Origin of the sequence: Actibacterium mucosum KCTC 23349 (assembly GCF_000647975.1) — a bacterium.
In the GTDB taxonomy this organism is placed as follows: domain Bacteria; phylum Pseudomonadota; class Alphaproteobacteria; order Rhodobacterales; family Rhodobacteraceae; genus Actibacterium; species Actibacterium mucosum.
Map to the genome: position 1 here is coordinate 585,550 of NZ_JFKE01000002.1, position 22,012 is coordinate 607,561.

At 59.3% G+C, this 22,012-nt stretch carries 25 protein-coding genes; 7 read left to right on the plus strand and 18 right to left on the minus strand.

Annotation, left to right across the window (positions count from 1 at the left end; translation table 11 throughout):
* Window positions 1–31: 31 nt before the first annotated feature.
* Both ctrA and sciP read right to left on the minus strand, forming a co-directional pair.
* Window positions 32–745 carry a response regulator transcription factor CtrA gene (ctrA, locus tag ACMU_RS06265; RefSeq protein ID WP_035257264.1) on the minus strand — a complete coding sequence of 238 codons (714 nt, stop codon included), beginning with the start codon at window positions 743–745 and terminating at the stop codon, window positions 32–34.
* A 96-nt stretch (window positions 746–841) separates the two neighbouring features.
* Window positions 842–1,120 carry a CtrA inhibitor SciP gene (gene sciP / locus ACMU_RS06270; protein ID WP_035257266.1) on the minus strand — a complete coding sequence of 93 codons (279 nt, stop codon included), beginning with the start codon at window positions 1,118–1,120 and terminating at the stop codon, window positions 842–844.
* Between the two features lie 127 nt (window positions 1,121–1,247).
* Between sciP and mnmA the strand changes: the two genes are divergently transcribed.
* A complete protein-coding gene (gene mnmA / locus ACMU_RS06275) occupies window positions 1,248–2,396 on the plus strand; it encodes a tRNA 2-thiouridine(34) synthase MnmA (RefSeq protein ID WP_035257268.1) in 1,149 nt (382 codons plus the stop codon).
* Here the strand turns inward: mnmA and lpxB are convergent.
* The 13 genes from lpxB to pyrH form a co-directional block, all read right to left on the minus strand.
* Entirely contained in the window at window positions 2,393–3,562 is a 1,170-nt protein-coding gene (gene lpxB, locus ACMU_RS06280; protein ID WP_081805422.1) for a lipid-A-disaccharide synthase, read from the minus strand. The genes mnmA and lpxB overlap by 4 nt on opposite strands.
* Complete coding sequence (locus tag ACMU_RS06285; protein WP_035257272.1) at window positions 3,559–4,383, minus strand: LpxI family protein; 825 nt, start codon at window positions 4,381–4,383, stop codon at window positions 3,559–3,561. The genes lpxB and ACMU_RS06285 overlap by 4 nt, the downstream gene beginning before the upstream one ends.
* 3 nt (window positions 4,384–4,386) lie before the next feature.
* Complete coding sequence (gene lpxA / locus ACMU_RS06290; protein ID WP_035257274.1) at window positions 4,387–5,184, minus strand: acyl-ACP--UDP-N-acetylglucosamine O-acyltransferase; 798 nt, start codon at window positions 5,182–5,184, stop codon at window positions 4,387–4,389.
* Window positions 5,185–5,190: 6 nt separating this feature from the next.
* Window positions 5,191–5,655, minus strand: coding sequence for a 3-hydroxyacyl-ACP dehydratase FabZ (gene fabZ / locus ACMU_RS06295; protein ID WP_035257277.1), 465 nt, complete (start codon window positions 5,653–5,655; stop codon window positions 5,191–5,193).
* Between the two features lie 75 nt (window positions 5,656–5,730).
* Window positions 5,731–6,240 (minus strand): OmpH family outer membrane protein, encoded by a 510-nt coding sequence (locus tag ACMU_RS06300; protein ID WP_161635628.1) that lies wholly within the window; start codon window positions 6,238–6,240, stop codon window positions 5,731–5,733.
* Window positions 6,241–6,284: 44 nt separating this feature from the next.
* Window positions 6,285–8,606 carry an outer membrane protein assembly factor BamA gene (gene bamA / locus ACMU_RS06305; RefSeq protein WP_051588035.1) on the minus strand — a complete coding sequence of 774 codons (2,322 nt, stop codon included), beginning with the start codon at window positions 8,604–8,606 and terminating at the stop codon, window positions 6,285–6,287.
* 155 nt (window positions 8,607–8,761) lie between these two features.
* Window positions 8,762–8,890, minus strand: a complete 129-nt coding sequence (locus ACMU_RS19850; RefSeq protein ID WP_268870855.1) for a hypothetical protein — start codon at window positions 8,888–8,890, stop codon at window positions 8,762–8,764.
* Window positions 8,891–8,986: 96 nt separating this feature from the next.
* Window positions 8,987–10,291, minus strand: a complete 1,305-nt coding sequence (gene rseP, locus ACMU_RS06310; protein ID WP_051588068.1) for an RIP metalloprotease RseP — start codon at window positions 10,289–10,291, stop codon at window positions 8,987–8,989.
* Window positions 10,292–10,332: 41 nt separating this feature from the next.
* Window positions 10,333–11,505, minus strand: coding sequence for a 1-deoxy-D-xylulose-5-phosphate reductoisomerase (gene dxr / locus ACMU_RS06315; protein WP_035257285.1), 1,173 nt, complete (start codon window positions 11,503–11,505; stop codon window positions 10,333–10,335).
* A 2-nt stretch (window positions 11,506–11,507) separates the two neighbouring features.
* Window positions 11,508–12,299 carry a phosphatidate cytidylyltransferase gene (locus ACMU_RS06320; RefSeq protein WP_035257287.1) on the minus strand — a complete coding sequence of 264 codons (792 nt, stop codon included), beginning with the start codon at window positions 12,297–12,299 and terminating at the stop codon, window positions 11,508–11,510.
* A complete protein-coding gene (locus tag ACMU_RS06325) occupies window positions 12,299–13,021 on the minus strand; it encodes an isoprenyl transferase (protein ID WP_035257289.1) in 723 nt (240 codons plus the stop codon). The genes ACMU_RS06320 and ACMU_RS06325 overlap by 1 nt, the downstream gene beginning before the upstream one ends.
* Window positions 13,022–13,064: 43 nt before the next feature.
* Window positions 13,065–13,631 carry a ribosome recycling factor gene (gene frr / locus ACMU_RS06330; protein ID WP_035257292.1) on the minus strand — a complete coding sequence of 189 codons (567 nt, stop codon included), beginning with the start codon at window positions 13,629–13,631 and terminating at the stop codon, window positions 13,065–13,067.
* A 54-nt stretch (window positions 13,632–13,685) separates the two neighbouring features.
* Window positions 13,686–14,426, minus strand: coding sequence for a UMP kinase (gene pyrH, locus ACMU_RS06335; protein ID WP_035257294.1), 741 nt, complete (start codon window positions 14,424–14,426; stop codon window positions 13,686–13,688).
* 89 nt (window positions 14,427–14,515) lie between these two features.
* Between pyrH and miaA the strand changes: the two genes are divergently transcribed.
* Window positions 14,516–15,397, plus strand: coding sequence for a tRNA (adenosine(37)-N6)-dimethylallyltransferase MiaA (miaA, locus tag ACMU_RS06340; protein WP_035257297.1), 882 nt, complete (start codon window positions 14,516–14,518; stop codon window positions 15,395–15,397).
* Window positions 15,398–15,505: 108 nt separating this feature from the next.
* Window positions 15,506–16,297, plus strand: a complete 792-nt coding sequence (locus tag ACMU_RS06345; protein ID WP_035257299.1) for an AraC family transcriptional regulator — start codon at window positions 15,506–15,508, stop codon at window positions 16,295–16,297.
* On the opposite strand, the gene ACMU_RS06350 is transcribed toward ACMU_RS06345, so the two are convergent.
* Complete coding sequence (locus ACMU_RS06350) at window positions 16,294–16,884, minus strand: lytic transglycosylase domain-containing protein (protein WP_081805409.1); 591 nt, start codon at window positions 16,882–16,884, stop codon at window positions 16,294–16,296. The two genes, ACMU_RS06345 and ACMU_RS06350, sit on opposite strands and share 4 nt — an antisense overlap.
* 166 nt (window positions 16,885–17,050) lie before the next feature.
* Between ACMU_RS06350 and ACMU_RS06355 the strand changes: the two genes are divergently transcribed.
* Window positions 17,051–17,569, plus strand: a complete 519-nt coding sequence (locus ACMU_RS06355; protein ID WP_035257301.1) for a single-stranded DNA-binding protein — start codon at window positions 17,051–17,053, stop codon at window positions 17,567–17,569.
* 59 nt (window positions 17,570–17,628) lie between these two features.
* Here ACMU_RS06355 and aroB read toward each other — a convergent pair whose 3' ends face one another.
* Both aroB and ACMU_RS06365 read right to left on the minus strand, forming a co-directional pair.
* On the minus strand, window positions 17,629–18,738 hold the full coding sequence (gene aroB / locus ACMU_RS06360) for a 3-dehydroquinate synthase (RefSeq protein WP_035257304.1): 1,110 nt from the start codon (window positions 18,736–18,738) through the stop codon (window positions 17,629–17,631).
* A 1-nt stretch (window position 18,739) separates the two neighbouring features.
* The gene (locus ACMU_RS06365) at window positions 18,740–19,285 is read right to left on the minus strand and encodes a shikimate kinase (protein ID WP_152544533.1); all 546 of its coding nucleotides are present in this window, start codon (window positions 19,283–19,285) and stop codon (window positions 18,740–18,742) included.
* Between the two features lie 122 nt (window positions 19,286–19,407).
* On the opposite strand from ACMU_RS06365, the gene ACMU_RS19855 reads away from it, so the two are divergent.
* The 3 genes from ACMU_RS19855 to ACMU_RS06375 are packed head-to-tail and all read left to right on the plus strand — an operon-like array spanning window position 19,408 to window position 21,972.
* Window positions 19,408–19,542 (plus strand): hypothetical protein, encoded by a 135-nt coding sequence (locus ACMU_RS19855; protein ID WP_268870856.1) that lies wholly within the window; start codon window positions 19,408–19,410, stop codon window positions 19,540–19,542.
* 58 nt (window positions 19,543–19,600) lie between these two features.
* Window positions 19,601–21,037, plus strand: a complete 1,437-nt coding sequence (locus ACMU_RS06370) for a hypothetical protein (protein WP_236626207.1) — start codon at window positions 19,601–19,603, stop codon at window positions 21,035–21,037.
* Window positions 21,034–21,972, plus strand: coding sequence for a site-specific tyrosine recombinase XerD (locus tag ACMU_RS06375; RefSeq protein ID WP_035257310.1), 939 nt, complete (start codon window positions 21,034–21,036; stop codon window positions 21,970–21,972). Before ACMU_RS06370 ends, ACMU_RS06375 begins: the two co-directional genes overlap by 4 nt.
* Window positions 21,973–22,012 lie beyond the last annotated feature (40 nt).

Sequence of the window (22,012 nt, forward strand, 5' to 3'; positions counted from 1 at the left end):
GACGCAACCGCGTCCAGCCGCGATCTTGCGCTTAGGCGCCCAGTGCCAGAGGTGCCTCACCCATTTCCGGCTCGGGATCTCGCAGAACGTAGCCCCGGCCCCAAACCGTTTCGATATGGTTGTCGCCACCGGTTGCCTTGCTGAGCTTTTTACGCAGTTTACAGATGAACACGTCGATAATTTTCAGTTCCGGTTCATCCATGCCGCCATAAAGATGGTTCAGGAACATCTCTTTGGTCAGAGTGGTTCCCTTGCGCAGGCTCAACAGTTCCAACATTTGGTATTCTTTACCGGTCAGGTGCACGGTGCGGCCGCCAACCTCGACCGTTTTGGCATCCAGGTTCACGGTGATCTTACCGGTACGTATGGTTGACTGCGCATGGCCCTTGGACCGGCGAATAATGGCGTGAATACGCGCCACAAGTTCTTCGCGATGAAATGGTTTGGTCAGATAATCGTCGGCGCCGAACCCGAAACCTTTCAATTTGCTTTCGGTATCGTCCGCGCCGGAAAGAATCAGAATCGGCGTATCGATTCGTGCCAACCGCAATTGTCTGAGCACCTCGTGCCCGTTCATATCCGGCAGATGAAGATCCAGCAAAATCAGATCGTAATCATAAAGCTTGGCCAGATCGATCCCTTCTTCCCCCAAATCCGTCGTGTAAACGTTCAGATTTGCATGGGTCAGCATCAGTTCGATGCTTTTTGACGTTGTCGGGTCATCCTCGACAAGTAGAACACGCATGGTAGTACACTCCGTTCACTTCCCCTTGCTTCACTCCCACCCTCGGTAAAAATGGTTAATTGCTCGTAACCATGGAAGAAAGTTTAGAAATGCAATTCAGGGTTGTCTATAGCTACGAAGTGTCGTGGCCTTTAATGCTTTTACACCATGACGCGAAATCGCTTTTTTCCAGCTATCAAATTCCTCTTCACTCAACTCGTACCGTTCCAGCGCCTCCTCTTCCGAGATCAGCCCCGCAACAACCGCTTTGACAACGGCAGCTTTGCGGCTGGCGACCCAGCGTTTCGTGTCAACGGGCGGCAGGTCCGCCCGCGTCATGGTAGACCCATCGGGCAGAGTGACAGTGCGTGGCCCTTCGATTCGTTTAATGTACATGCCAAACCCCTCGCGATCTGCGCAGGCAAAGCATCGCAAAATCGCACTTAACGGCAGGTGAAGGCGGCCCTTGAGACTATTTCAGATTTTCCTATATTCTGCCGGACTTCGCGCAAGGACACGCCAAATGCCAGAAACCGACACCAAAATCGCCCTGAATTCCCTGGGCTTTGCCAAACCACCGGCGGAAACCCGCGTGTTGGTGGCCATGTCGGGCGGTGTCGACAGCTCGGTCGTGGCCGCGATGCTGGCCGAAGAGGGCTATGACGTGGTCGGGGTTACGTTGCAGCTTTACGATCACGGCGCGGCCTTGGCCAAGAAAGGCGCGTGCTGCGCGGGGATCGACATCCACGATGCGCGCCGCGTGGCCGAGGAAATGAACTTTCCGCACTACGTGCTGGATTACGAGAACATCTTTAAGGATGCGGTGATCGACGAGTTCGCCGAAAGCTATCTGGCGGGCGCCACGCCGGTGCCCTGCATCCGCTGCAACGAACGTGTCAAGTTCAAGGACCTTCTGGAAACCGCACGCGATCTGGATGCCGATTGCATGGCCACCGGGCATTACATCCAGCGGATGGTGGGCGAACATGGGCCAGAGCTGCATTCGGCCGCCGATGCGAACCGCGACCAAAGCTATTTCTTGTTCTCGACCACGCCCGAGCAGCTGTCCTTTCTGCGCTTTCCGCTGGGCCATCTGCCCAGCAAGGATGAAACCCGCAAACTGGCGGCGAAATACGGTCTGCCGGTCGCCGACAAGCCCGACAGTCAGGACATCTGTTTTGTGCCCGATGGCAATTATGCCTCGGTCATCGAGAAACTGCGCCCCGGCGCGGCGGAACCGGGGCAGATTGTGCATGCCGATGGCCGGGTGTTGGGCACCCATGACGGCGTGATCCACTACACCATCGGACAGCGGCGCGGTCTGGGGATCGGCGGGCTGTCCGAGCCGCTTTACGTTGTGAAGCTGGATGTCGATGCCAAGCAGGTGATCGTGGGCCCCAAAGAGATGCTTTCGACCCGCATCGTGCCGGTGCGCGAGATCAACTGGCTGGGCGATGAGGCGCTGACCAGCCGGCCCGAATGGCATGTCTCGGTCAAGGTGCGGTCCACCCGTCCCCCGCGCGAGGCGGTTATTCGCCCGATCTCGGCCACCGAGGCCGAGGTGGAATTGCTGAACCCCGAAGAAGGCGTCAGCCCCGGGCAGGCCTGCGTGTTCTATGAAACCGGCGGCAGCCGTATCCTGGGCGGCGGCTGGATCTGGCGCGGAAACTAAAGCCCGTCCAAAACGGCCTGCGCGGCGCGGCGTCCCGGTGGGGTGCCGCCCTTGCCCAGCTTTTCCATTGCCTCGGCCATGGCGCTGCGTTGTGCTGCACCTTGATCAGGATTGCTTACCAAATCAGTGAGTGACGCCCCAATGGCATCGGGTTTGCAATTGACCCCGATAAACTCCGGCACGGTTTGCGAACCTGTAACGATGTTGACCAGATTGACCGAATTCACTTTGATCATCCGCATGATGATCTCGCGGCTGATCCAGTTCATGTCGTAACCGATGACCATGGGCGTACCCGCGGCCGCCAGTTCCAATGACACGGTGCCCGAGGCCGCCAATGCAAAATCTGCAAGCGCAAAGGCAGAGCGTTTGGCCGTCAGGCCCGCCTCTTTTTCCATGCCGCGGGTGTCCAGAACCACAGGCGTGCCGGGCCAGGACTTGACCTCATCCTGCACAAGTTCCGTAACAGATGGCGCTGCGGGCACCAGGATTTGCAATTTTGGGTGCGCAGCAAGCACCGGGGTCAGCGCCTCGCCGAAAACAGGAGAAAGGCGCCCAACTTCGCCTTTGCGTGAGCCGGGCAAGACCAAAAGCGTTGACCTGTCGGCGGAAAGGCCGAGCTTTTCCCGCAGCGCGCTGATATCGGCGTCAGACGGTTCGGCCTGCGTGGCAATCGGGTGGCCGACAAAGTCGCAGCGCATGCCCTCGGCCTCCATATAGGGCGGCTCAAACGGAAACAACGCCAGCACCTGATCGATCATCGCAGCCATCTTGCGCGCACGTCCCGCGCGCCAGGCCCAAACCGTTGGGGCAACATAGTGGATGGTGCGGATATCACTGTTTGCTTTTACCCGCTTGGCCACACGCAACCCAAAATCGGGGCTATCGATGGTGATCAGCGCGTCCGGCCTGGCCTCGATCGCGGCATCGGCCGTCTGGTTCTTGCGGCGCACAAGGTGGGGGTATTTGGGCAGCACTTCGGCCAACCCCATCAGCGACAGCTCTTCCATGGGGAAAAGGCTGCGCATACCCTCGGCCTGCATCAGCGGCCCACCGACCCCCAGAAACCTTACCTGAGGGCCAAGGATATCTTTCAGGCCGGCCATCAATGCCGCCCCCAGCGCGTCGCCCGAAGGCTCCCCCGCTACAAGGAAGAAGGTTTTCACAGCGCGCGGCTCCACAAGAACAATCCGGCCGCATCCGCCGCAGCGACGGTTTCGGCCTGTTCGAGCATCATCACGCCCCCGGCCTGAAAGGCAATTCCGGCCAACCCTGCCTTGACAGCCGCCGCAACCGTTGCGGGCCCGATAACGGGCATGTCGACCCGCAGATCCTGGCCCGGTTTCGGGGCTTTGACGAACACTCCCCTGGCACCATTTGGATCAGGGCGGCGGGGATAGTCCGCGGCGAATTTCAACATTGCGTCGGTGCCCGGCAAGGTTTCAATGGCCAGGCACAGCCCCTGCGCCACAACCGCCCCCTGCCCCAGATCAAGCGGACCAAGCGTTGACAGAATCGTTGCTGCGCGATCCGCATCGGCCTGATCCTGTTCAGAGGGCGCAGATTGCGTCAGCACCCCCTCACCGGGGCAAAGCGCCGGCGCGATATCCGCGGCCCCCATGACTTCGAACCCGCGATCCTCGAATATCTCGATGACCGCACGCAACAGGCCATCGTCACCTTGCTGCAAGGCGGGAAGGATGCGCGGCAACAACGCCGCCGTACCCGGGTCCAGCAGCGCCGGATCCAGCGCCGGGCGGGACATGCCGCCGGCAAAAACAACGCGGGTCACATCTCGGTTTGTCAGCTCGTCAAACAGCACCGCCATACGCTCTACGTGGAAGGGCATGAACGCGACCCCTCCGGGGTCTTCGGCCCCGGTTCCGGCAATCGCAGCCACCATGACAGGGGCGTCATTTGCCCGCAAAGCTTTGACCAGCAATCCGGGCAACCGGCCCGCGCCGGCGATAATTGCAGTGACAGACATGGCTTACCCCGGTGTCAGAAAAGAACGGTCGCTGTCGGCCAGGATAAAGGCCGTCATCTCTTCGACCAGCGCGTTGTCGGTGTTGTCAGCCAATGCGCGCGCACGTTCCGCGAACGAGCCCTCGCCCTGCGCCAGCGTCTGAAAGGCCGCCCGCAATTCGTTGATATCGGCGCGCGAAGTCCCCCTGCGCTTCAACCCGACAAGGTTCAACCCATCCAGAACCCCTCGCGGCCCCTGCACAAGCCCATAGGGGATCACATCATTTGTCACCATCGTCACAGCGCCAATAATGGCGCCACGGCCAAGCCGGACAAACTGGTGGATGCCGGACAATCCGCCGATAATCACGTCGTCTTCGACAATACAATGCCCCGCAAGTGCCGTCTGGTTGGCAAGGATCACACGGTTGCCCACAACCACATCATGGCCCACATGGCTGCCGGTCATGAAAAGGCAGTCATCGCCCACGCGAGTCACGCCGCCGCCACCCTCAGTGCCGGTGTTCATGGTGACACCCTCGCGAATGCGGTTACGCGCGCCCACGATCAACTTCGTTTCTTCGCCCTTGAATTTCAGGTCCTGCGGGATGTCGCCAATATTGGCGAAAGGAAAGATGGTGGTTTCCGGCCCAATCTCTGTGTCGCCGGTGACGACGGCATGGCTTTTGACAACCACCCCCTCACCCAACCGCACCTTGGGGCCGATCACGCTGAACGGTCCAATCTGAACACCGGCGCCAATCACGGCGCCGTCTTCGATCACGGCAGAGGCGTGAATACTGGCCGAAGGATCAATGCTCATCAGCGTTTACTCTTCCAGATCCATCATGGCGGCGAATTCCACTTCGCAAGCCAAAGCATCACCCACCTTGGCCTCGCCCTTAAACTTCCAGACTTTGCGGCGTTTCTGCATGACATTCACATGCAGTTCCAACACGTCGCCCGGCACCACCTTGCGGCGGAACTTGCAGGAATCCAGGCTCATGAAATAGACCAGAAATTCCTTGTCGACAGTGTTCATCGAGATACCGGCCATAACGGCGGCGGTCTGCGCCAGAGCCTCGACAATGGTCACACCGGGCATGATTGGCGACGCCGGGAAATGGCCCTGAAAATGAGGCTCGTTAAACGTGACGTTCTTGATGCCTACGGCGCTGGTATCCGGGACAATTTGTTCAACCCGGTCGACCAACAAAAATGGATAGCGATGCGGAATGATCCGTTGAATCAGATGGATATCAGCTTCGGTCGGCATGTTTTCGGTGTCGGCCATGTCGCGCTCTCCGTGGTCACGTTTTGTTTTGTTGTGTCAGGGCATAGCAACCCGGCCCAGCCGAGACAAGCGCGCTCAGCGGTTGTCGTTGTCTGACGCCGGCAACAAGGTGCTGTCGATAAGGTCAATAACCTCGGTGGTGCGATCAACGCCTTCCAGCGACATCAAAACCAATCCCTTGTTCAAAACCACCTCGATCCCGTGGCGCGCGGCCACCTGGCTGATCAAAGGAAAAACCTCTTCATAAAAGCGCTGCTGCTCGGTATCGCGCAGCCGTGCCAAGTTCTGGGCTTTTTCGTCTTGCTGACGACGCAGTGCCACAACTTTGGCGTCAAATTCGCCCGCCTTTTCGCGAAAAGCTTCGGCCGACAAGGTTTCGCGCTCTTCGGTCAGCGCCAATTCCTCGGCCTCAAGACGCGTTTCGATCTGGCGGTTCTCGTTTGACAAGGCCACGTTCTGTGCCTCGATCCCACGAATAATCGAACGCCCGTATTCCGACGCGGACAACAGCGCATCATAGTCGACAACCATCAACGCGGACCGTTGCGCATTTTCGGTATTTTGCGAATAAACCGGCCCTGCCATCAGGGCCGGCAAAAGAAAAACGAGCGCGGCGACCAGTGCCCGCATCAGAACCGGGTCGAGATGGTCAGATCGAACCGCTGCTCCTCGTCAAACGACTCTTTTTGCAGCGCACGGGTAAAGTTGAACCGCAGCGGACCAATGGCCGTATCCCAGAAGATCGACGCCCCAACGACCGAACGCAACGCAAAGCTGTCGTCAATCGTGCCGCCCAAATTGTTGTCCAGCCCCCAGACCGAGCCAAAATCGGCGAAAAGACCACCACGGATACCGTATTCTTCGGGTATCCCAAGCGGGAACTCCGCCTCGAGCCGGATGGCCAGCAGTTGGTTACCACCCAACGCGTCATTCGACGCCGCGCCCGTATCGCGTGGACCAAAACCGTTGAAGTCAAAGCCACGAATTTTGCCATTGCCAAAGAAGCGGTCAGTCAGGCGGCTGGTACCATTTAGCGTTTGCAAGAATCCTGCTTCGGCTTCGGCGCGCAACTCCACGTCACCGAATGCAAGGGTTTCTGCACCAACCAACAGGCTGGTTTCCAGCTGGTTCAGGTCACCCCCGACCCCCGCAATATCCTGCGAGAACCGCACCAACACGCCGGCATCCGGGTTCAATCCTGTGCGGCGGGTATCGAATTCATAGCTGAATCCAAGGCTGCTGCGGGTTTCGCTGCCGCGCGCCGTTTCGGCCGCAATCAGCGCGGAGGAGCCGGTGTAGTTCGAAAGCTCGGTCTGCTCAAACGTATAATTCAGACCAAAGCGGCTGAAATCGGCCAGCGGAAACTCGATCGACGGCGAGAATGCAATCGCCTGGGTGTCGTACAGGTTCGAATTCTGGTCGTTGGTTTCTGCGTAAGAGCCCGTTACACGGAACCCCACATCGCGGCCCAGAATTGCAGGTTCAAAGAAGGTCAACGTCCCTTGGCGGTTATCCGTACCGGTGGCAAACGAGAAGGCCAGTGTTTGGCCACGACCAAGAAAGTTGGACTCGTTGAACGATGCCGTAAGCCCGATACCATTGGTGGCGCTGTACGCGGCACCAAAGGACAACGAACCGGTGGGTTGCTCTTCCACATCCACGTCGACAACAACCTGGCTGGGCGACGATCCCTCGCGCGCATTCACCTCTGCCGTCGAGAAGAAACCCAGCGCGCGGATGCGTTCTGCTGTTTCGCGAATTTCGCGCGGGTTGAACGGGTCACCCTCAACCGTGTCGAATTGACGACGGATCACGCGATCCAGCGTGGTCGCATTGCCTTCGATATCGATACGTTCAACAAAGATACGGGGACCACGCACAACCGCAAATTCGACGTCCAGTAACAAATCACGATCGTTCCGGGTAATGCGCGGATCAACCCGGACAAAATCCAACCCCTGCTGCACCGCCTTGCGTTCCAGGCGAGCGATATTCTGTTCGATCAGTTCGGGCGAATAGGTTTTGCCACTGCTGAGTTTCAGCGCAGCCAGGTATTCGTCAACGTCAACTTCCTCCAGATCGGAAACAACGCTGATTTCACCCACGTCAAACTGCTGCCCCTCCTGAACGTTGAAGGTCAGAAGGAACGCGTCGCGCTGACGTGTCAGTTCGGACGACACCCCCAGCACTTGAAAATCGATATAACCGCGCGAGGCATAGAAATCAGACAAAACCTGACGGTCAAAGTCGATCCGATCCCCAATAAACGTGTCGCTGCGGACAAACCGGCGCAGCAGGCCGGCTTGCTTTGTTTCCAGCACACCACGCAGACGACGTTCCGAGAATGCGCGGTTGCCAACAAAAGAGATACGCTCGATCTCGATCACGCGACCTTCCAGAATCTCAAAGACCAGATCCACGCGATTGTCGCTTCGGCGGATGATCTTGGGCTCTACAGTTGCTGCGATCCGCCCGGACTGTGCATAGGCATTCACGATCTCGGCGGCATCGGCTTCGGCCCGCGACGGGCTGTAGACGCGGCGTGATTGGCTGACGATGATATCGGCCAGGACATCGTCTTTCAGGATACGGTTGCCTTCAAACGCAATCAGGTTGATCGTCGGAAATTCGACAACGCGGATCAGCAACGTGTTGCCACGCGGCTCGAACTCAACAGATTCGAACAGGCCACTGTTCACCACGTTCTGGTAGGCTTCATTCAGCGCGCCAGCCTCGATCGGCACGCCACGTTCGATCCCGGTATAGCTGAGAATCGTTGCCCCATCGACGCGCTGGTTGCCTTCGATCTGTACATTGGTAAAGCGGAAGCTTTGCGCCGCCACATCGTCGGGCAAGGCCGAGAAAACAAGTGCAAAAGAGACAAAAACCGCAATACCAGCTGCTTTTGCACGCGAAACCGCGGCCGCGAAGCCACGCAAGAAATTCGTCATCAGACCGTCCCGCCCAGGTGTCTTTTATATCACCTCTGAGTAGCGGGATTACCGCGCGTTGTCAAAACGCGAAAATCGTCACACGCAATTCACCGCGCAACGAAAAAGCGCGACGTCTAAACGCCGCGCCAAGCCGTCAATCCGGGGAGGTTGGATCAGATATTCGACGCCAGGTAGGAACCTGCAATAAGGGCACCAAACAGAACACCGGTGCACAGCACGCGGTCCCAATTCAGTTTCCAAAGCAGTGACAGGCTGCGATATCCATGTGTCAAAGTTGTCATCTCGTGGCCTCCTACATCTGTTTCGCCTTCGGGTTGGCCCCAAAATGGCGATCAAATGTGGCGCAATTGGGGCCATATTCGGCCCCTTGCGAGGCGTTACCGACAGAAAATATCGTTGCCCAGGGCAAACAGCATCAGCCCCAGAACCAGAACGATTCCAACGCTCATCATGACGTTCAGCACCCGGTCACTGGGCGGCTTGCCGGCAATTGCTTCGTAAAAGTGGAAGACAAGGTGGCCACCGTCCAACACGGGGATAGGAAACAAGTTAACCATGCCAATAGCGGCTGAAAGCATGGCGATGAAGGAAACGAAGTACACGATCCCCTGCACCGCTGTTGCACCCGAAGTTTCAGCAATGGTCAAAATGCCTCGGACGTTGCACGTGCTGATGTCACCTACAGCAACGTGGTACAACATCGACAGGCTACCGGTCAGGACACCAAATGTGCTGTCGATACCGTTCAGAGTCGCATCAATGATGCTGGGTTGCTGGCGGGCCGGTTCAAAGAACAAACCTCCACCCGTCATGCCAATCAGCCACCGCTGCTCGAAACCGCCTTCGTTAAGGGGAACATCCGACAGGCGCGGTGTCAGCGTAAAGTTCAGTTCTTCACCATCACGCCAGACGGACAAGTCCAGGGACTTGTCCTTCGTGTCCCGAACGGTGTCGACCACGTCGCCAAACCCGATAATTGGATTACCATCAATTGCCGTGACATAGTCACCCAGTTTCAGACCGGCATCAAATGCCGCCGATTGCGGTTGCACCAACGAGATACGGGCCGGAAACGGATACGGACCCTCGATTGTCTGTTGTTGTCCATCGCGCTCGATTACGTAGCTCACCGATGGCGAGGATGGCAGGGTGTCCGCCAGATCGCCAATGGCCTCGTAGTCCGGAGTTTCAGTCCCATCAATCTGCAGAATGCGATCACCGGGCTGCAGGTCAACTGCACCATAGGGGATATTCGACAGCTTCCCAACGGTTGGGGGATTAGCCACCTCGCCCTGCACCATCATCAGTGCCGCAAAGACAATGATCGAAAGCACAAAGTTGAAAACGGGTCCGGCTGCAACCGTCAGGGCCCGTGCGTACAAGGGTGCACCATGCATGGTATGGCGCAGGGTTTCCTCGTCCAATTCGCCCATGAATTCGGCATCTTTGCCACTGGCCGCATCAGAATCCCCAAGGAATTTGACATAGCCACCCAGCGGGATCATCGCCACCTGCCACTTGGTCCCATGGCGGTCATAGCCCGAGATCAGTGTCTTGCCGAACCCGATAGAGAATACCTCGGCCCGGATCCCGGTCCAGCGGCCCACAAGGTAATGTCCCATCTCGTGGACAAACACCACCACGCTCAGCGCGATCACAAAGAAAACACCGTTATAAAGCATGGTTCCGATATCGGGGAGACTGTCCACCTGTTGATCCTTCTTTAAAACGCAGTTTTCAAAATAACCGCTTCACTCACATTGCGGGCAAAAATGTCCATTTCTCGGACCAGATCAAGGGTGATCGCGGTTTTTGTAAGGCTATTTTCGCGCGAAAGCTGGTTCAACACCTCGGCAACAACTTTAGCCATGTCCGTAAAGGCAATCTTTCGCGCAATGAATGCATCCAGCGCATGGTCCTTGGCTGCATTGAACGCCGCGCCGGCAAGGCCTCCGATCTCCATCACGTCACCGGCCAGCGCCAGCGCCGGAAAACGAGCCGGGTCCGGGGCGGTGAAGTTCAGCTGCGACACCTTGGCCAGGTCCAGACGGGCGACCGGCAATTCAGCGCGGTTGGGGTGGTGCAACGCGTAACCGATGGCGTGCCGCATATCCGGCGCGCCCAGATGCGCCATCAGCGCGCCGTCGCGGAACCCAACCATCGCATGGATCAGCGATTCCGGATGGACCAGCACTTCGATCTGATCCGGCGTGACGCCAAAATACTCTTTGACCTCGATCACCTCGAGCGCCTTGTTGAACATCGACGCGCTGTCGATCGTGATGCGCATGCCCATTGACCAGTTCGGGTGCTGTGCAGCCTGTTCCGGGGTTGCAGAGATCAGCTTCTCGATCGGCCAATCCCGGAATGCACCGCCCGATGCGGTAATAATCACCCGCTCGACAGCAGACATTTCCTCGCCTACCAGGGCCTGGAACACCGCCGAATGTTCGCTATCGACGGGCAGGATGGTGGCCCCTGCCCGCTTGGCCGTGTCCATCAGCAATGACCCGGCGCAGACAAGACTTTCCTTGTTCGCCAGGGCCAGTGTGCTGCCTTGAGCTGCGGCAGCAAGGCTGGGGATCAGGCCGTCGGTTCCAACAATGGCCGACATGATCCAGTCAGCCGGGCGCGTCGCAGCCTCGGCAATGGCTTCGGGGCCGGCTGCGGCTTCGGTTTCTGTTCCCGCCAGCGCCTCTTTCAGATCAGACAGCCGGTCCGGAAAACATGTCACCGCGACCTTGGCGCCGAAGGCGCGCGCCTGCTGTGCCAGCAATTTGATGTTGCGCCCGCCGGTCAGCGCGACAATTTCATAAGCCGCTGCATCGCGCGACAGCAGGTCCAGCGTGTTGACACCGATTGAGCCTGTGGACCCAAAGACAGACACACGCCGCATGGTCAGATCCGTACCTCGGGCACGTAGACCAGCTGCGAAACCAGCAGCATGAACAAGGCCCCGGCCAACAATCCGTCGAACCGGTCAAACAATCCGCCATGTCCCGGGATGAGCGACGAGCTGTCTTTGACACCCATCCGGCGCTTCAGGGCACTTTCGGCCATGTCGCCGCCCTGGCTGGCCATCGACAATGCCATGGAAATCCACGGAAGGTCCGGCCCGGCATTGGTAAATTGCCGAAATGCCAGCCCCAGCAATGCGGCAGCAACCCAGCCAGCGACGGTGCCCGACCATGTCTTCTTGGGGCTGATCGCGGGCCAGAATTTTGGCCCGCCAACCAAGCGCCCCGCGAAATAGCCGAACACGTCCGTTGCGATCACAACCAGCACCAGCCAGACCAGCCAGACAATGCCATACGTGTCACGGAACCAGGTCAGCCCCGTGCCGGCGCCCAGAATGCCGATGGAAAACAACACGAACAGCAATTTGTTGCTGTTGGAAATCCGCAGGGTAGAGACACCCTGTACCGCGACCGCGCCGATCAGCGGCGCCACCCAAAGGCCACCAAAGGCCCGCGCCACCAGCAAGGCAATCGCAGCCGCCAACCCCAGTTGCAACGCCGCATTGCGCTGTTCGGGTGCCATCATGCGGGCCAGTTCCCACACCATGATGCCGCTGACCAAAGCGGCCAGCGTACCAAACCAGATGCCGCCCAGCCAAATCATCACGACACCGACCAACGCCATGGCCGCGCCAGACGCCAAGCGGCTGTTCAGGTCAGACCACACGGCCATCAGACAGCCACGGCTCCGAACCGCCGTTCGCGGTTGCCGTAATTACGGATGATCTCGGCAAAGTGGTCCTTGGTGAAATCGGGCCACAGGGTCGAGGTGAACTCGTATTCCGAATAGGCCGATTGCCACAGAAGGAAGTTCGAGATCCGCGCCTCGCCCGATGTGCGGATCACAAGGTCGGGGTCCGGCAAAACGCAGGTATCAAGGTATTTGGCCAAGGTTTCGGCATCCACGTCATCCGGTGACAGGTTGCCATCGGCCACGTCGCGTGCCAGCCGCTTGGTCGCCCGCGCCACCTCGTCGCGACCGCCATAGTTCAGCGCGACGGTCAGGTGGATCATGTCGTTGTTCTGTGTCAGCTCTTCCAGGCGGTCCATCATCTCGACGAGGCTGGGACGCAGCCGTACGCGATCCCCGATGAACCGAACGCGCACGCCCGCCTCAAGCAGCGTCTGCGCCTCGCGCTGGATATACCGGCCGAACAGCTTCATCAGACCGGAAACCTCGGTCTGGGTCCGCTTCCAGTTCTCGGTCGAAAAGGCAAAGATCGTCAGATAGCGCACACCAAGACCCGGACAGGCCTCGACGATCTCGCGGACACGTCGCGCGCCCATCTGGTGGCCGAACAAGCGCGGCCTGCCCCGACTTTGCGCCCAGCGGCCGTTGCCATCCATGATGATGGCCACATGTTCGGGCCCGCCTGACGGCGCTTGATCGGTCACCCTTTGCCTGTCCTTTCCGGCAATTGCCGTGGCCTGAACGTGTTCAGACCTGCATGATTTCCTGTTGCTTGGCGTCAAGCGCAGAGTCGATGCCGGAAATGGCCTTGTCGGTCAGTTCCTGAACCTCGTCGCTCCAGATCTTGTGGTCGTCTTCGCTCAGCCCGTCGGACTTGGCTTTCTTCAGCTGGTCCATGCCATCGCGGCGCACGTTGCGAATGGCCACACGGGCGCTTTCGGCATATTGCGCGGCCACTTTTGACAGCTCACGACGACGCTCTTCGTTCAGCTCGGGGATCGGCAGCATCACGATGGTACCATTGGTCTGCGGATTGATGCCAAGGCCACTTTCCATGATGGCCTTCTCAACCGCGCCAACCAGACCCTTGTCCCATACATTGATGGTAACCATGCGCGGCTCGGGCACGTTCACGGTGCCCACCTGGTTGATCGGCGTCGGCGCGCCATAGGCCGTGACCATGACCGGTTCCAGCATCGAGGCCGACGCACGGCCCGTCCGCAATGACGCGAATTCTGTTCTGAGTGACCCCATTGCCCCGTCCATACGACGCTGCAGATCGTCGAGATCCAGTTCAAACTCTTCGTCGGCCATGCTCATACCCTTCCTTATCTGGTCGCCTCTTTGTGGGCTTCCCGTTTTATAGCGTTATCCGTGGACCATTGTATAGGTGCCGTTGCCGGCCAGAATGCCCCGGAACCCGCCTTCGACATCCAATGGGAACACAATCACGGGCAGGTCATTGTCCCGGGCCAGGGCAATCGCGGCGGCGTCCATGACCTTCAGGTTCTTGCGCAGAACCTCGTCATAGGTCACCTCGTCATACCGCTTGGCGTCATCATTTGTCCGCGGATCCTTGTCATAGATCCCATCCACGCCGTTCTTGCCCATCAGGATCGCCTGACAGGCCATCTCGTTGGCGCGCAACGCTGCGGCGGTGTCGGTGGTGAAATACGGGTTGCCTGTACCGGCGGCAAAGATACAGACGCGACCCTTTTCAAGGTGGCGCACCGCGCGGCGGCGAATATAGGGTTCGCACACCTGATCCATCGGGATGGCCGAGATCACGCGGGTGAAGATCCCCAGACCTTCCAACGCAGATTGCATCGCCAGCGCGTTCATGACCGTGGCCAGCATCCCCATATAGTCTGCCGTGGTGCGCTCCATGCCCTGCGCGCTGCCCTGAAGGCCGCGGAAGATGTTGCCGCCGCCGATCACCATGCAGATCTCGACGCCCAGATCATGGACCGATTGCACCTCGCGGGCGATTCTTTCGACGATGGGCGGGTTTAACCCGAACCCTTGGTCCCCCATCAGCGCTTCGCCCGAAATTTTGAGCATGACACGCTTATAGGCCGGTGCGGGCGTATTGCCTGTTCCGTCGTTCATGAATACCACCCCTGATGCTGACTTGGCGTTGCGCGCAAAATGTCGGAAAAGGGACGCGAGTTCAATGCGGAACCTGAAAGGAATTTCCCCTGAAACCGCCCTTTGGCCTGAATAATGAGCAGCCGGTGCTGATCGCTGGTCCAACTGCAAGCGGAAAGTCATCGCTGGCCCTTGAAATTGCGGCACGGGGCGGCGGTGTGATCGTCAATGCAGACGCTTTGCAGGTTTACGGCAACTGGCAGATTCTCACGGCGCGCCCCTCGCCCGCGGACGAAGCGGCGGCACCGCACCGCCTTTATGGCCATGTGCCTTTTGATGGTGATTATAGCGTGGGTCACTGGCTGCGCGAGGTTGGCGATGTCATGTCCGAGGGGCAGCGCCCAATTATCGTTGGCGGCACGGGGCTTTATTTCTCGGCGCTGACCGAAGGGCTGGCCGAGATCCCCCCCACACCGGCTGACATACGGAACGAAGCAGACGCCCGCATGCGCGACGAGGGGGCCCTTGGCATGCTGGCTGAACTGGACACGGCAACAACCGCGCGCATCGACACGCGGAATCCTGTCCGCGTTCAGCGCGCGTGGGAGGTGCAAAAAACCACCGGTCGCGGTCTGGCAAGCTGGCAAGACGCAACGCCGCCGCCATTGCTGCCGCTTGCCAGGGCGCAGGCATTTGTTCTGAACGGCGAACGTGACTGGCTGAACGCGCGAATTGATCGGCGGTTTGACATGATGATCAACGCGGGCGCACTGGACGAAGTCCAAGCGAACCTGCCCCATTGGGATCCGGCACGCCCGTCATCCAAGGCCATCGGCGCGCCCGAACTGGTGGCGCATCTGCAGGGCAGGTTGGACTTGCCAACGGCCATAAATCGGGCGACCATCGCAACACATCAATACGCCAAGCGACAACGCACCTGGTTTCGCTCGCGGATGAAATCCTGGGCCCCGCTGGACCCAAGCGCGCTGTAATCGACACGGCACGCTCATGGAACGCTTGGACTTTTTAAACATTTGTGCTTAGTTGCCGCTGAAACTTGTACAAAATCTTTAAACTTTTCCACAAACCGAGAGAATCTGATGAATTCCGCTGAACCGCGCCTGATAGCGATTTCGCGCATTCAAAACAGCAACCAATGGCGCAATGAAGCGCTGCGCAGCTACTCGGTTGATCAGTTGATCTGGTTCACGCGCGGGCAAGGACGGATCACCGTGGGCGGCGTAACCCGCGGATTCTCGGGCAATAATGCGGTTTTCATTCCGTCTGGCACGATGCATTCATTGCAACCCGGCGCGCAGACATTCGGCCACAACCTGTTCTTCGGCGCAGGCCACAATCTGTCACTTCCCACGGTCCCCCTGCACCTGCGCATCCGCGACAACCGCGACCAAAACGAACTCAACCAACTCTTCGACTGGCTCCAACGAGAGGCCGAAAGCGACCGACCGGCGCGCGTTCAAGCGATGGGATTTCTTTGTGGTTCGATCTCGGTTTGGTTGGAACGCAATCGTCTGCACCACGACGACGCGATGGAGGCAAACGACGCCTCGCGCCGCCTTATGCGAAAGTTTGCCACGCTGGTTGAAAAGGACTTTGCTTCGGAAAAATCCGCCGGCGATTACGCCCGCGAAATGAACGTGACCACCACGCATCTGACACGCGTCTGCCGAACAATCTCAGGCCTCACCGCTTCGGAGTTCCTGGCCGATCGCAAGTTTGCCGAGGCGCGGCGATTGCTGGTCGATACGAGGGAACCGGTCAAAGATATTTCGAAGGCGCTGGGCTATCGATCACCAGCGTATTTCTCGCGGGTATTCTCGAACAAGGCGGGTAAAAGCCCCGGCGCATTCCGGAAATCCGGCCGCCCCTAACTGCCCCAGATTTTGCGGACATAGTTTACCGTTTCCTTGTACGGCGGCACGCCATTGTGCTTTTCAACAGCGCGGGGCCCGGCATTATAGGCCGCCAGAGCCAAGCGCCAGGACCCGAATGTCTCGTACTGCTCACGCAGATACCGTGCGCCACCGTCCAGGTTTTGATAGGGATCATGCGGATCTACCCGCAGCAACTTGGCGGTACCGGGCATCAATTGCGCCAAGCCGATTGCGCCCTTGTGGCTTTTGGCGGTTGGGTTCCAGTTGCTCTCTTGCTGCACAAGGCGCAGGAACAGGTCTTCGGGCACCCCATGCCGATACGCCGCGTCGCGGGCAATTTGCAGGTATTCCCCGCGATAGGATCCCGCATATGCGGCCGAGTTATGTTTGGACGGTGTGATAACCCGTGTCGGCTGCAAACGGTGACTGGTGTTGTACTGGGCCGCGGCGCGGGTATCCAGCAGCTTGGTTTGGGTCTGAAATAGCTGAACACGTGATTTGGTGCTGGCAGATGTTTCCGCACCAACCGGTGTGCCGCATGTAAAAATCAGCGCCGAAGCGATGCAAAAATGAACGAAACGCATACCCCACCCCATTACTTTTCGCGCAAAATATAACCGGAAATGAATTTATTTCCAGTCACATGGCAAATCATCGCCGATCGCCGCCCGCAAGATTGCGCTTTGCAACCGTCGCACGGGGTGGTGTAACGAAGGTCACAACAGCAAAAAGATTCGATGGGAGCGGCGTATGGCTGGATCGGTGAACAAGGTAATTCTGGTGGGCAATCTGGGTCGCGACCCCGAGGTGCGCTCGTTCCAGAATGGCGGCAAGGTCTGCAACCTGCGCATTGCGACCTCGGAGACCTGGAAAGACCGCAACACAGGCGAACGCCGTGAACGGACCGAGTGGCACTCGGTTGCGGTGTTCAGCGAAGGTTTGGTGCGGGTTTGCGAGCAATATCTGCGCAAAGGGTCGAAGGTATACATCGAGGGCCAGTTGCAGACACGCAAGTGGCAGGATCAGAACGGTCAGGACCGCTATTCGACCGAGGTTGTCCTGCAAGGGTTTGGCAGCACGCTGACCATGCTGGATGGGCGCGGCGAAGGCGGCGGCGGTGGTGGCGGCGGCTTTGGTGGACAAGGCGGCGGCAATTATGGTGGCGGCGGCGGAGGATACGATTCCGGCTCGCAAGGCGGCGGCTACGGTGGCGGGGGTCAAGGTGGCCCTGGCCCGGCCTCGGACATGGACGACGAAATTCCGTTCTGAGCCATTTTACGGCCCATTCATCGCCCCGCCGCGGCTTGCGCCTTGGCGGGGCTTTTCATTCAGCGGGTCAGCGCCTCGGACAGGACGGCGTGCACATCGGCGGGGTTCACCTCGGCGGTGACGAAAGCGTCACCGATGCCGCGCGCTAGGATGAAGCGCAGCTGGCCGTCGACCACTTTCTTGTCCTGCGCCATCAGCGCCAACAACCCGTCCGCATCGGGCAGGTCGCCGGGGATGTCAGAGAGGTCGCGTTTCATCCCCATGGTTTGCAGGTGAGCACGCAGGCGGCTGGGGTCTTCCTGGCTGCATAGCCCCATGCGGGCCGACAACTCGAACGCCAGTCCGCAGCCGATCGCCACCCCTTCGCCATGCAGCAGGCGGTCGGAATAACCGGTTGCGGCCTCGAGCGCATGACAAAACGTGTGCCCCAGGTTCAGAAGCGCCCGGTCACCCTGTTCGGTCTCGTCGCGCAGCACGATCTCGGCTTTCATTTCGACCGACCGGTGCACCGCACGGGCCCGGACCGCCTTGTCACCGGCGGCAAGCGCCGGGCCCTCTGACTCGAGCCAATCAAAGAAGGCGGCATCACCCAACAGCCCGTATTTCACCACCTCGCCATAACCGGCCAGAAAGTCGCGCGGTGTCATGGTGTCGAGCACATCGATATCTGCCAGCACCAGGCTGGGCTGATGAAAGGCGCCAATCAGGTTCTTACCCTGCGGAGCATTGATCCCGGTTTTGCCGCCGACCGAACTGTCGACCTGTGCAAGAAGGCTGGTGGGGACCTGAACGAAGCGGATGCCGCGTCGCAGGACGGCGGCCGCAAATCCAACGAGGTCACCAATAACCCCGCCGCCGAGGGCAATGACGATGTCGCGGCGTTCAACTTTCTCGGCCAGCATCCATTCGACGGTGCGTTCAAAATGGGGCCAGGATTTGGTGGCCTCACCGGCGGGCAGGGTCAACGCCGTGGCCTCGATCCCCTGACCGTTAAGTGCGTCCGTCAACAACGGCAGATGCAACGCGGCAACATTTTCATCCGTGACAATTGCAACGCGAGGCCGGTGCAGGATCGGGCCAATAAACTTGCCCGCCTGCGCGATCAGCCCCTCGCCGATCTGAATTTCATATTCGCGGCCAGGCAATGCGACGTGAACGGTGTCTGTCATATCAAATGTCTTCCAAAATATCCGGGCGGGTTTTCAGGGCGCGTACGACCTCGTCCACCATCTCTTCAATGCTGTAGGCCGCAAGGGCCTTCACCTGAAGTCCGGCCTGAGCGTAAATCGGCACGCGGGCCTCATACAGTTCGGTCAACGTGGCGCGGGGATCGGGTGTGCGCAGCAACGGGCGTGTATCCTTATGCTTTACGCGGTTCCAGAGCAGGTCCAGATCGGCGTTCAGCCATACCGACACACCTTTTTCCTTGATTGCCAGCCGGTTGCTTTCGGCCATGAACGCCCCGCCGCCGGTGGACAGGATGCAGCGTTCGGTTTCCAGCAACCGCGTGATCACCTGCGCTTCTTTGCGGCGAAAGAATGGCTCTCCGTCGCGCTCAAAAATCTCGGCGATCGACATGTTCGACGCCTTTACGATTTCCTCGTCGCTGTCCAGAAACGGCACGCCTATGCGTCGCGCCAGAGCTGTTCCAACGGCGGTTTTGCCCGCCCCCATCATGCCAACCAGCACAACGGTCTTGTGTAGAGTAAGCGCCAAGTTGCGCAACCTCCCGCCAAAAGTGATCTCAATTCCCTTCAATGGCGTGAACTTGCAGGAAATGCCATATATAATCGCAACAAAGACATCGCGGAACAAATCGCATCACAAAAGGCAGGCTTATGGGGCGCATTCTGAAACTTCTTCTGATCCTGATCGTGCTCGGGTTCATCGGCTTGGTGGGTTTCGCCTATCTGGCCGATCTGACACCGGAACGGCAATTGATCACTGAACCGGCGACTCTCGATGTGGACTAGGTTGGCGATTGCGGCCCTTGCGGCAGGATTGTGCGCGCCCGCGCATGCGAACGAACCTTTGTCCGCCATTGATTGGCTGTCCAATTCTGTAGCTATCCCGCCAGTTACGCCGGACGCGTCGATTTCGCCAGCCGGCCCGATCGAAGACATTTCTGTTGCACCGCTGGGCGCGCCACAGCTGGACGCCGTTGGATTGTTGCCGGTTTCGGTTACCGGGCTGCCTGCAGATTTGTGGCAAGAATCTTCTGGGCGCGAGCTCTCACGGCAAATTGGCGCTCTGCCGCCGGATTTGCTGCCGTCGATGCAGCGCCTTCTGTACACCTTGTTATTGGCCGAACTTGACGCACCGATTGGTGACGAAAACGCCTTGTTCCTTGCGCGTCTCGACAAGCTTCTGGCGTTGGGTGCCCTTGATCAGGCGCAGGAGTTGTTGGAACGCGCCGGACCAACGAATCCGGCCCTGTTTCGGCGTTGGTTCGACGTGTCGCTGCTGACCGGGCAGGAAGACCGCGCCTGCGCCGCAATGCGCGCAGCACCGGGAATCGCACCAACCTTTCCGGCCCGGATATTCTGCCTTGCCCGCGGCAATGACTGGAACGCGGCCGCGCTGACCTTGGAAACAGGCAACGCGCTGGGTTTTATAACCGAGGCCGAAGATGCTTTGCTGATCCGGTTCCTTGACCCGGAATTTGCTGACTTCGCTGAACCTTTGGACGTGCCGCACCGGCCCAGCCCATTGGTTTTTCGCATGTACGAGGCCATCGGGACGCCGGTCGCGACCGGTCACCTGCCCCTGGCCTATGCACAAGCGGACTTGCGTTCAATCACGGGCTGGCGTGGTCAGTTAGAGGCCGCCGAACGGCTGGCACGCAGCGGCGCGATTGCGCCAAACCGGCTGCTGGGCGTTTATTCCGCGCGATTGCCATCAGCATCGGGTGGAGTCTTTGACCGGGTCGAAGCCCTGCAAGCGCTGGATGCGGCCGTTCTGGGTGGCGACGCCGACATGGTGGCGATGGCCCTGCCCCCGGCATGGGCCGCCATGCGCGAAGCCGGGTTGGAAGCGGCCTTTGCGTCGATCTACGGCGAACGGCTGGCGCGTATTGCGCTGGAAGGAGACGCGGCGACGCTGGCCTTGTGGTTGGGGCTGTTATCGCCCAGTTACGAGACCGTTGCCGCAGCGTTTGAAGAAAACGCCAGTGCGCGCTTCCTCATCTCGGTTGCACGCGGATTGCCGACCGAACCCGACGATGCCCGCGAAACGGCGATCACGGCCGGCTTTGCTGAAACAACCGAGTTGGACTTGCAATTGAAAGCCATGCTGGACGAAGGCCGGTTGGGCGAAGCCATCCTGCAGGCAATCAATCGGATAGCCGCCGGTCAGGATGGCGACCTGGCGGACCTGACCCAAGGCTTGGCCGTGTTGCGCCGTGTAGGCCTGGAGGAGGCCGCGCGCCGCGCTGCCATAGAAGTGTTGATCCTGGGCCCGGAAGCATGAACGCAAGCACCGCCGACGCGCGGGCTATCCAGAGTTTTCTGGACGCGATATCGGCCGAACTGGACGCGGCAACCAACACTCAACTGGCTTATGCCCGTGACCTTATGGATTTCGCAGGGGACCTGTCACGGCATGGCAGCGATCTGGAAACGGCCGGGCAAGACGAGATCATTGCCTACCTGATCCGGTGCGAAACTGCCGGGTTGGCAGCCAGCACCCGTGCGCGCCGTCTATCGGCGATCAAACAGTACTTTCGTTTCGCCTATGAAGAAGGCTGGCGCGACATCAATCCTGCCATGCAGATCAAAGGCCCGCCCAAGGCCAAGGCACTGCCCAAGGTCTTGACCCATTCCGAGGTTGACGCCCTGTTGGACGCCGCCACCCAAGGCCGCAATGCCACGCGTGATACTTGCCTGATGCAAGTGCTCTATGCCACGGGGCTGAGGGTGACCGAACTGGTCTCGTTGCCGGTGTCAGCGGTTCGAGGCGATCCGAACCTTGTCCTGATCAAAGGCAAAGGGGGCAAAGAGCGAATGGTGCCCCTGTCGCCCCCTGCCCGCGCGGCCATCCAGGACTGGCTTTCCGAGCGTGACAGTAACGAAATGAAAGCCCGCGAGGCGGGTGCCACGGCAAGCCCGTTCCTGTTCCCATCACGCGGAGCAACCGGGCACCTGACGCGGATGCGATTTTATGCGCTTGTTAAAGACCTGGCTGCACGCGCTGGCATTTCACCGACAAAGGTAACACCGCATACATTGCGCCATGCCTTTGCCACGCATCTGCTGGAAGGCGGCGCCGATTTACGGGTGATCCAGACGCTGCTGGGCCATGCCGATATCTCGACGACCGAGATCTACACCCATGTTCTGCAGGAACGCCTGCGCAAACTGGTGCTGACACATCACCCGCTGGCCGATCCCAAGCCAGACCCTTGATCGCCACCCCGCCTGCGCGCATACAAGGGACATCCCTAAA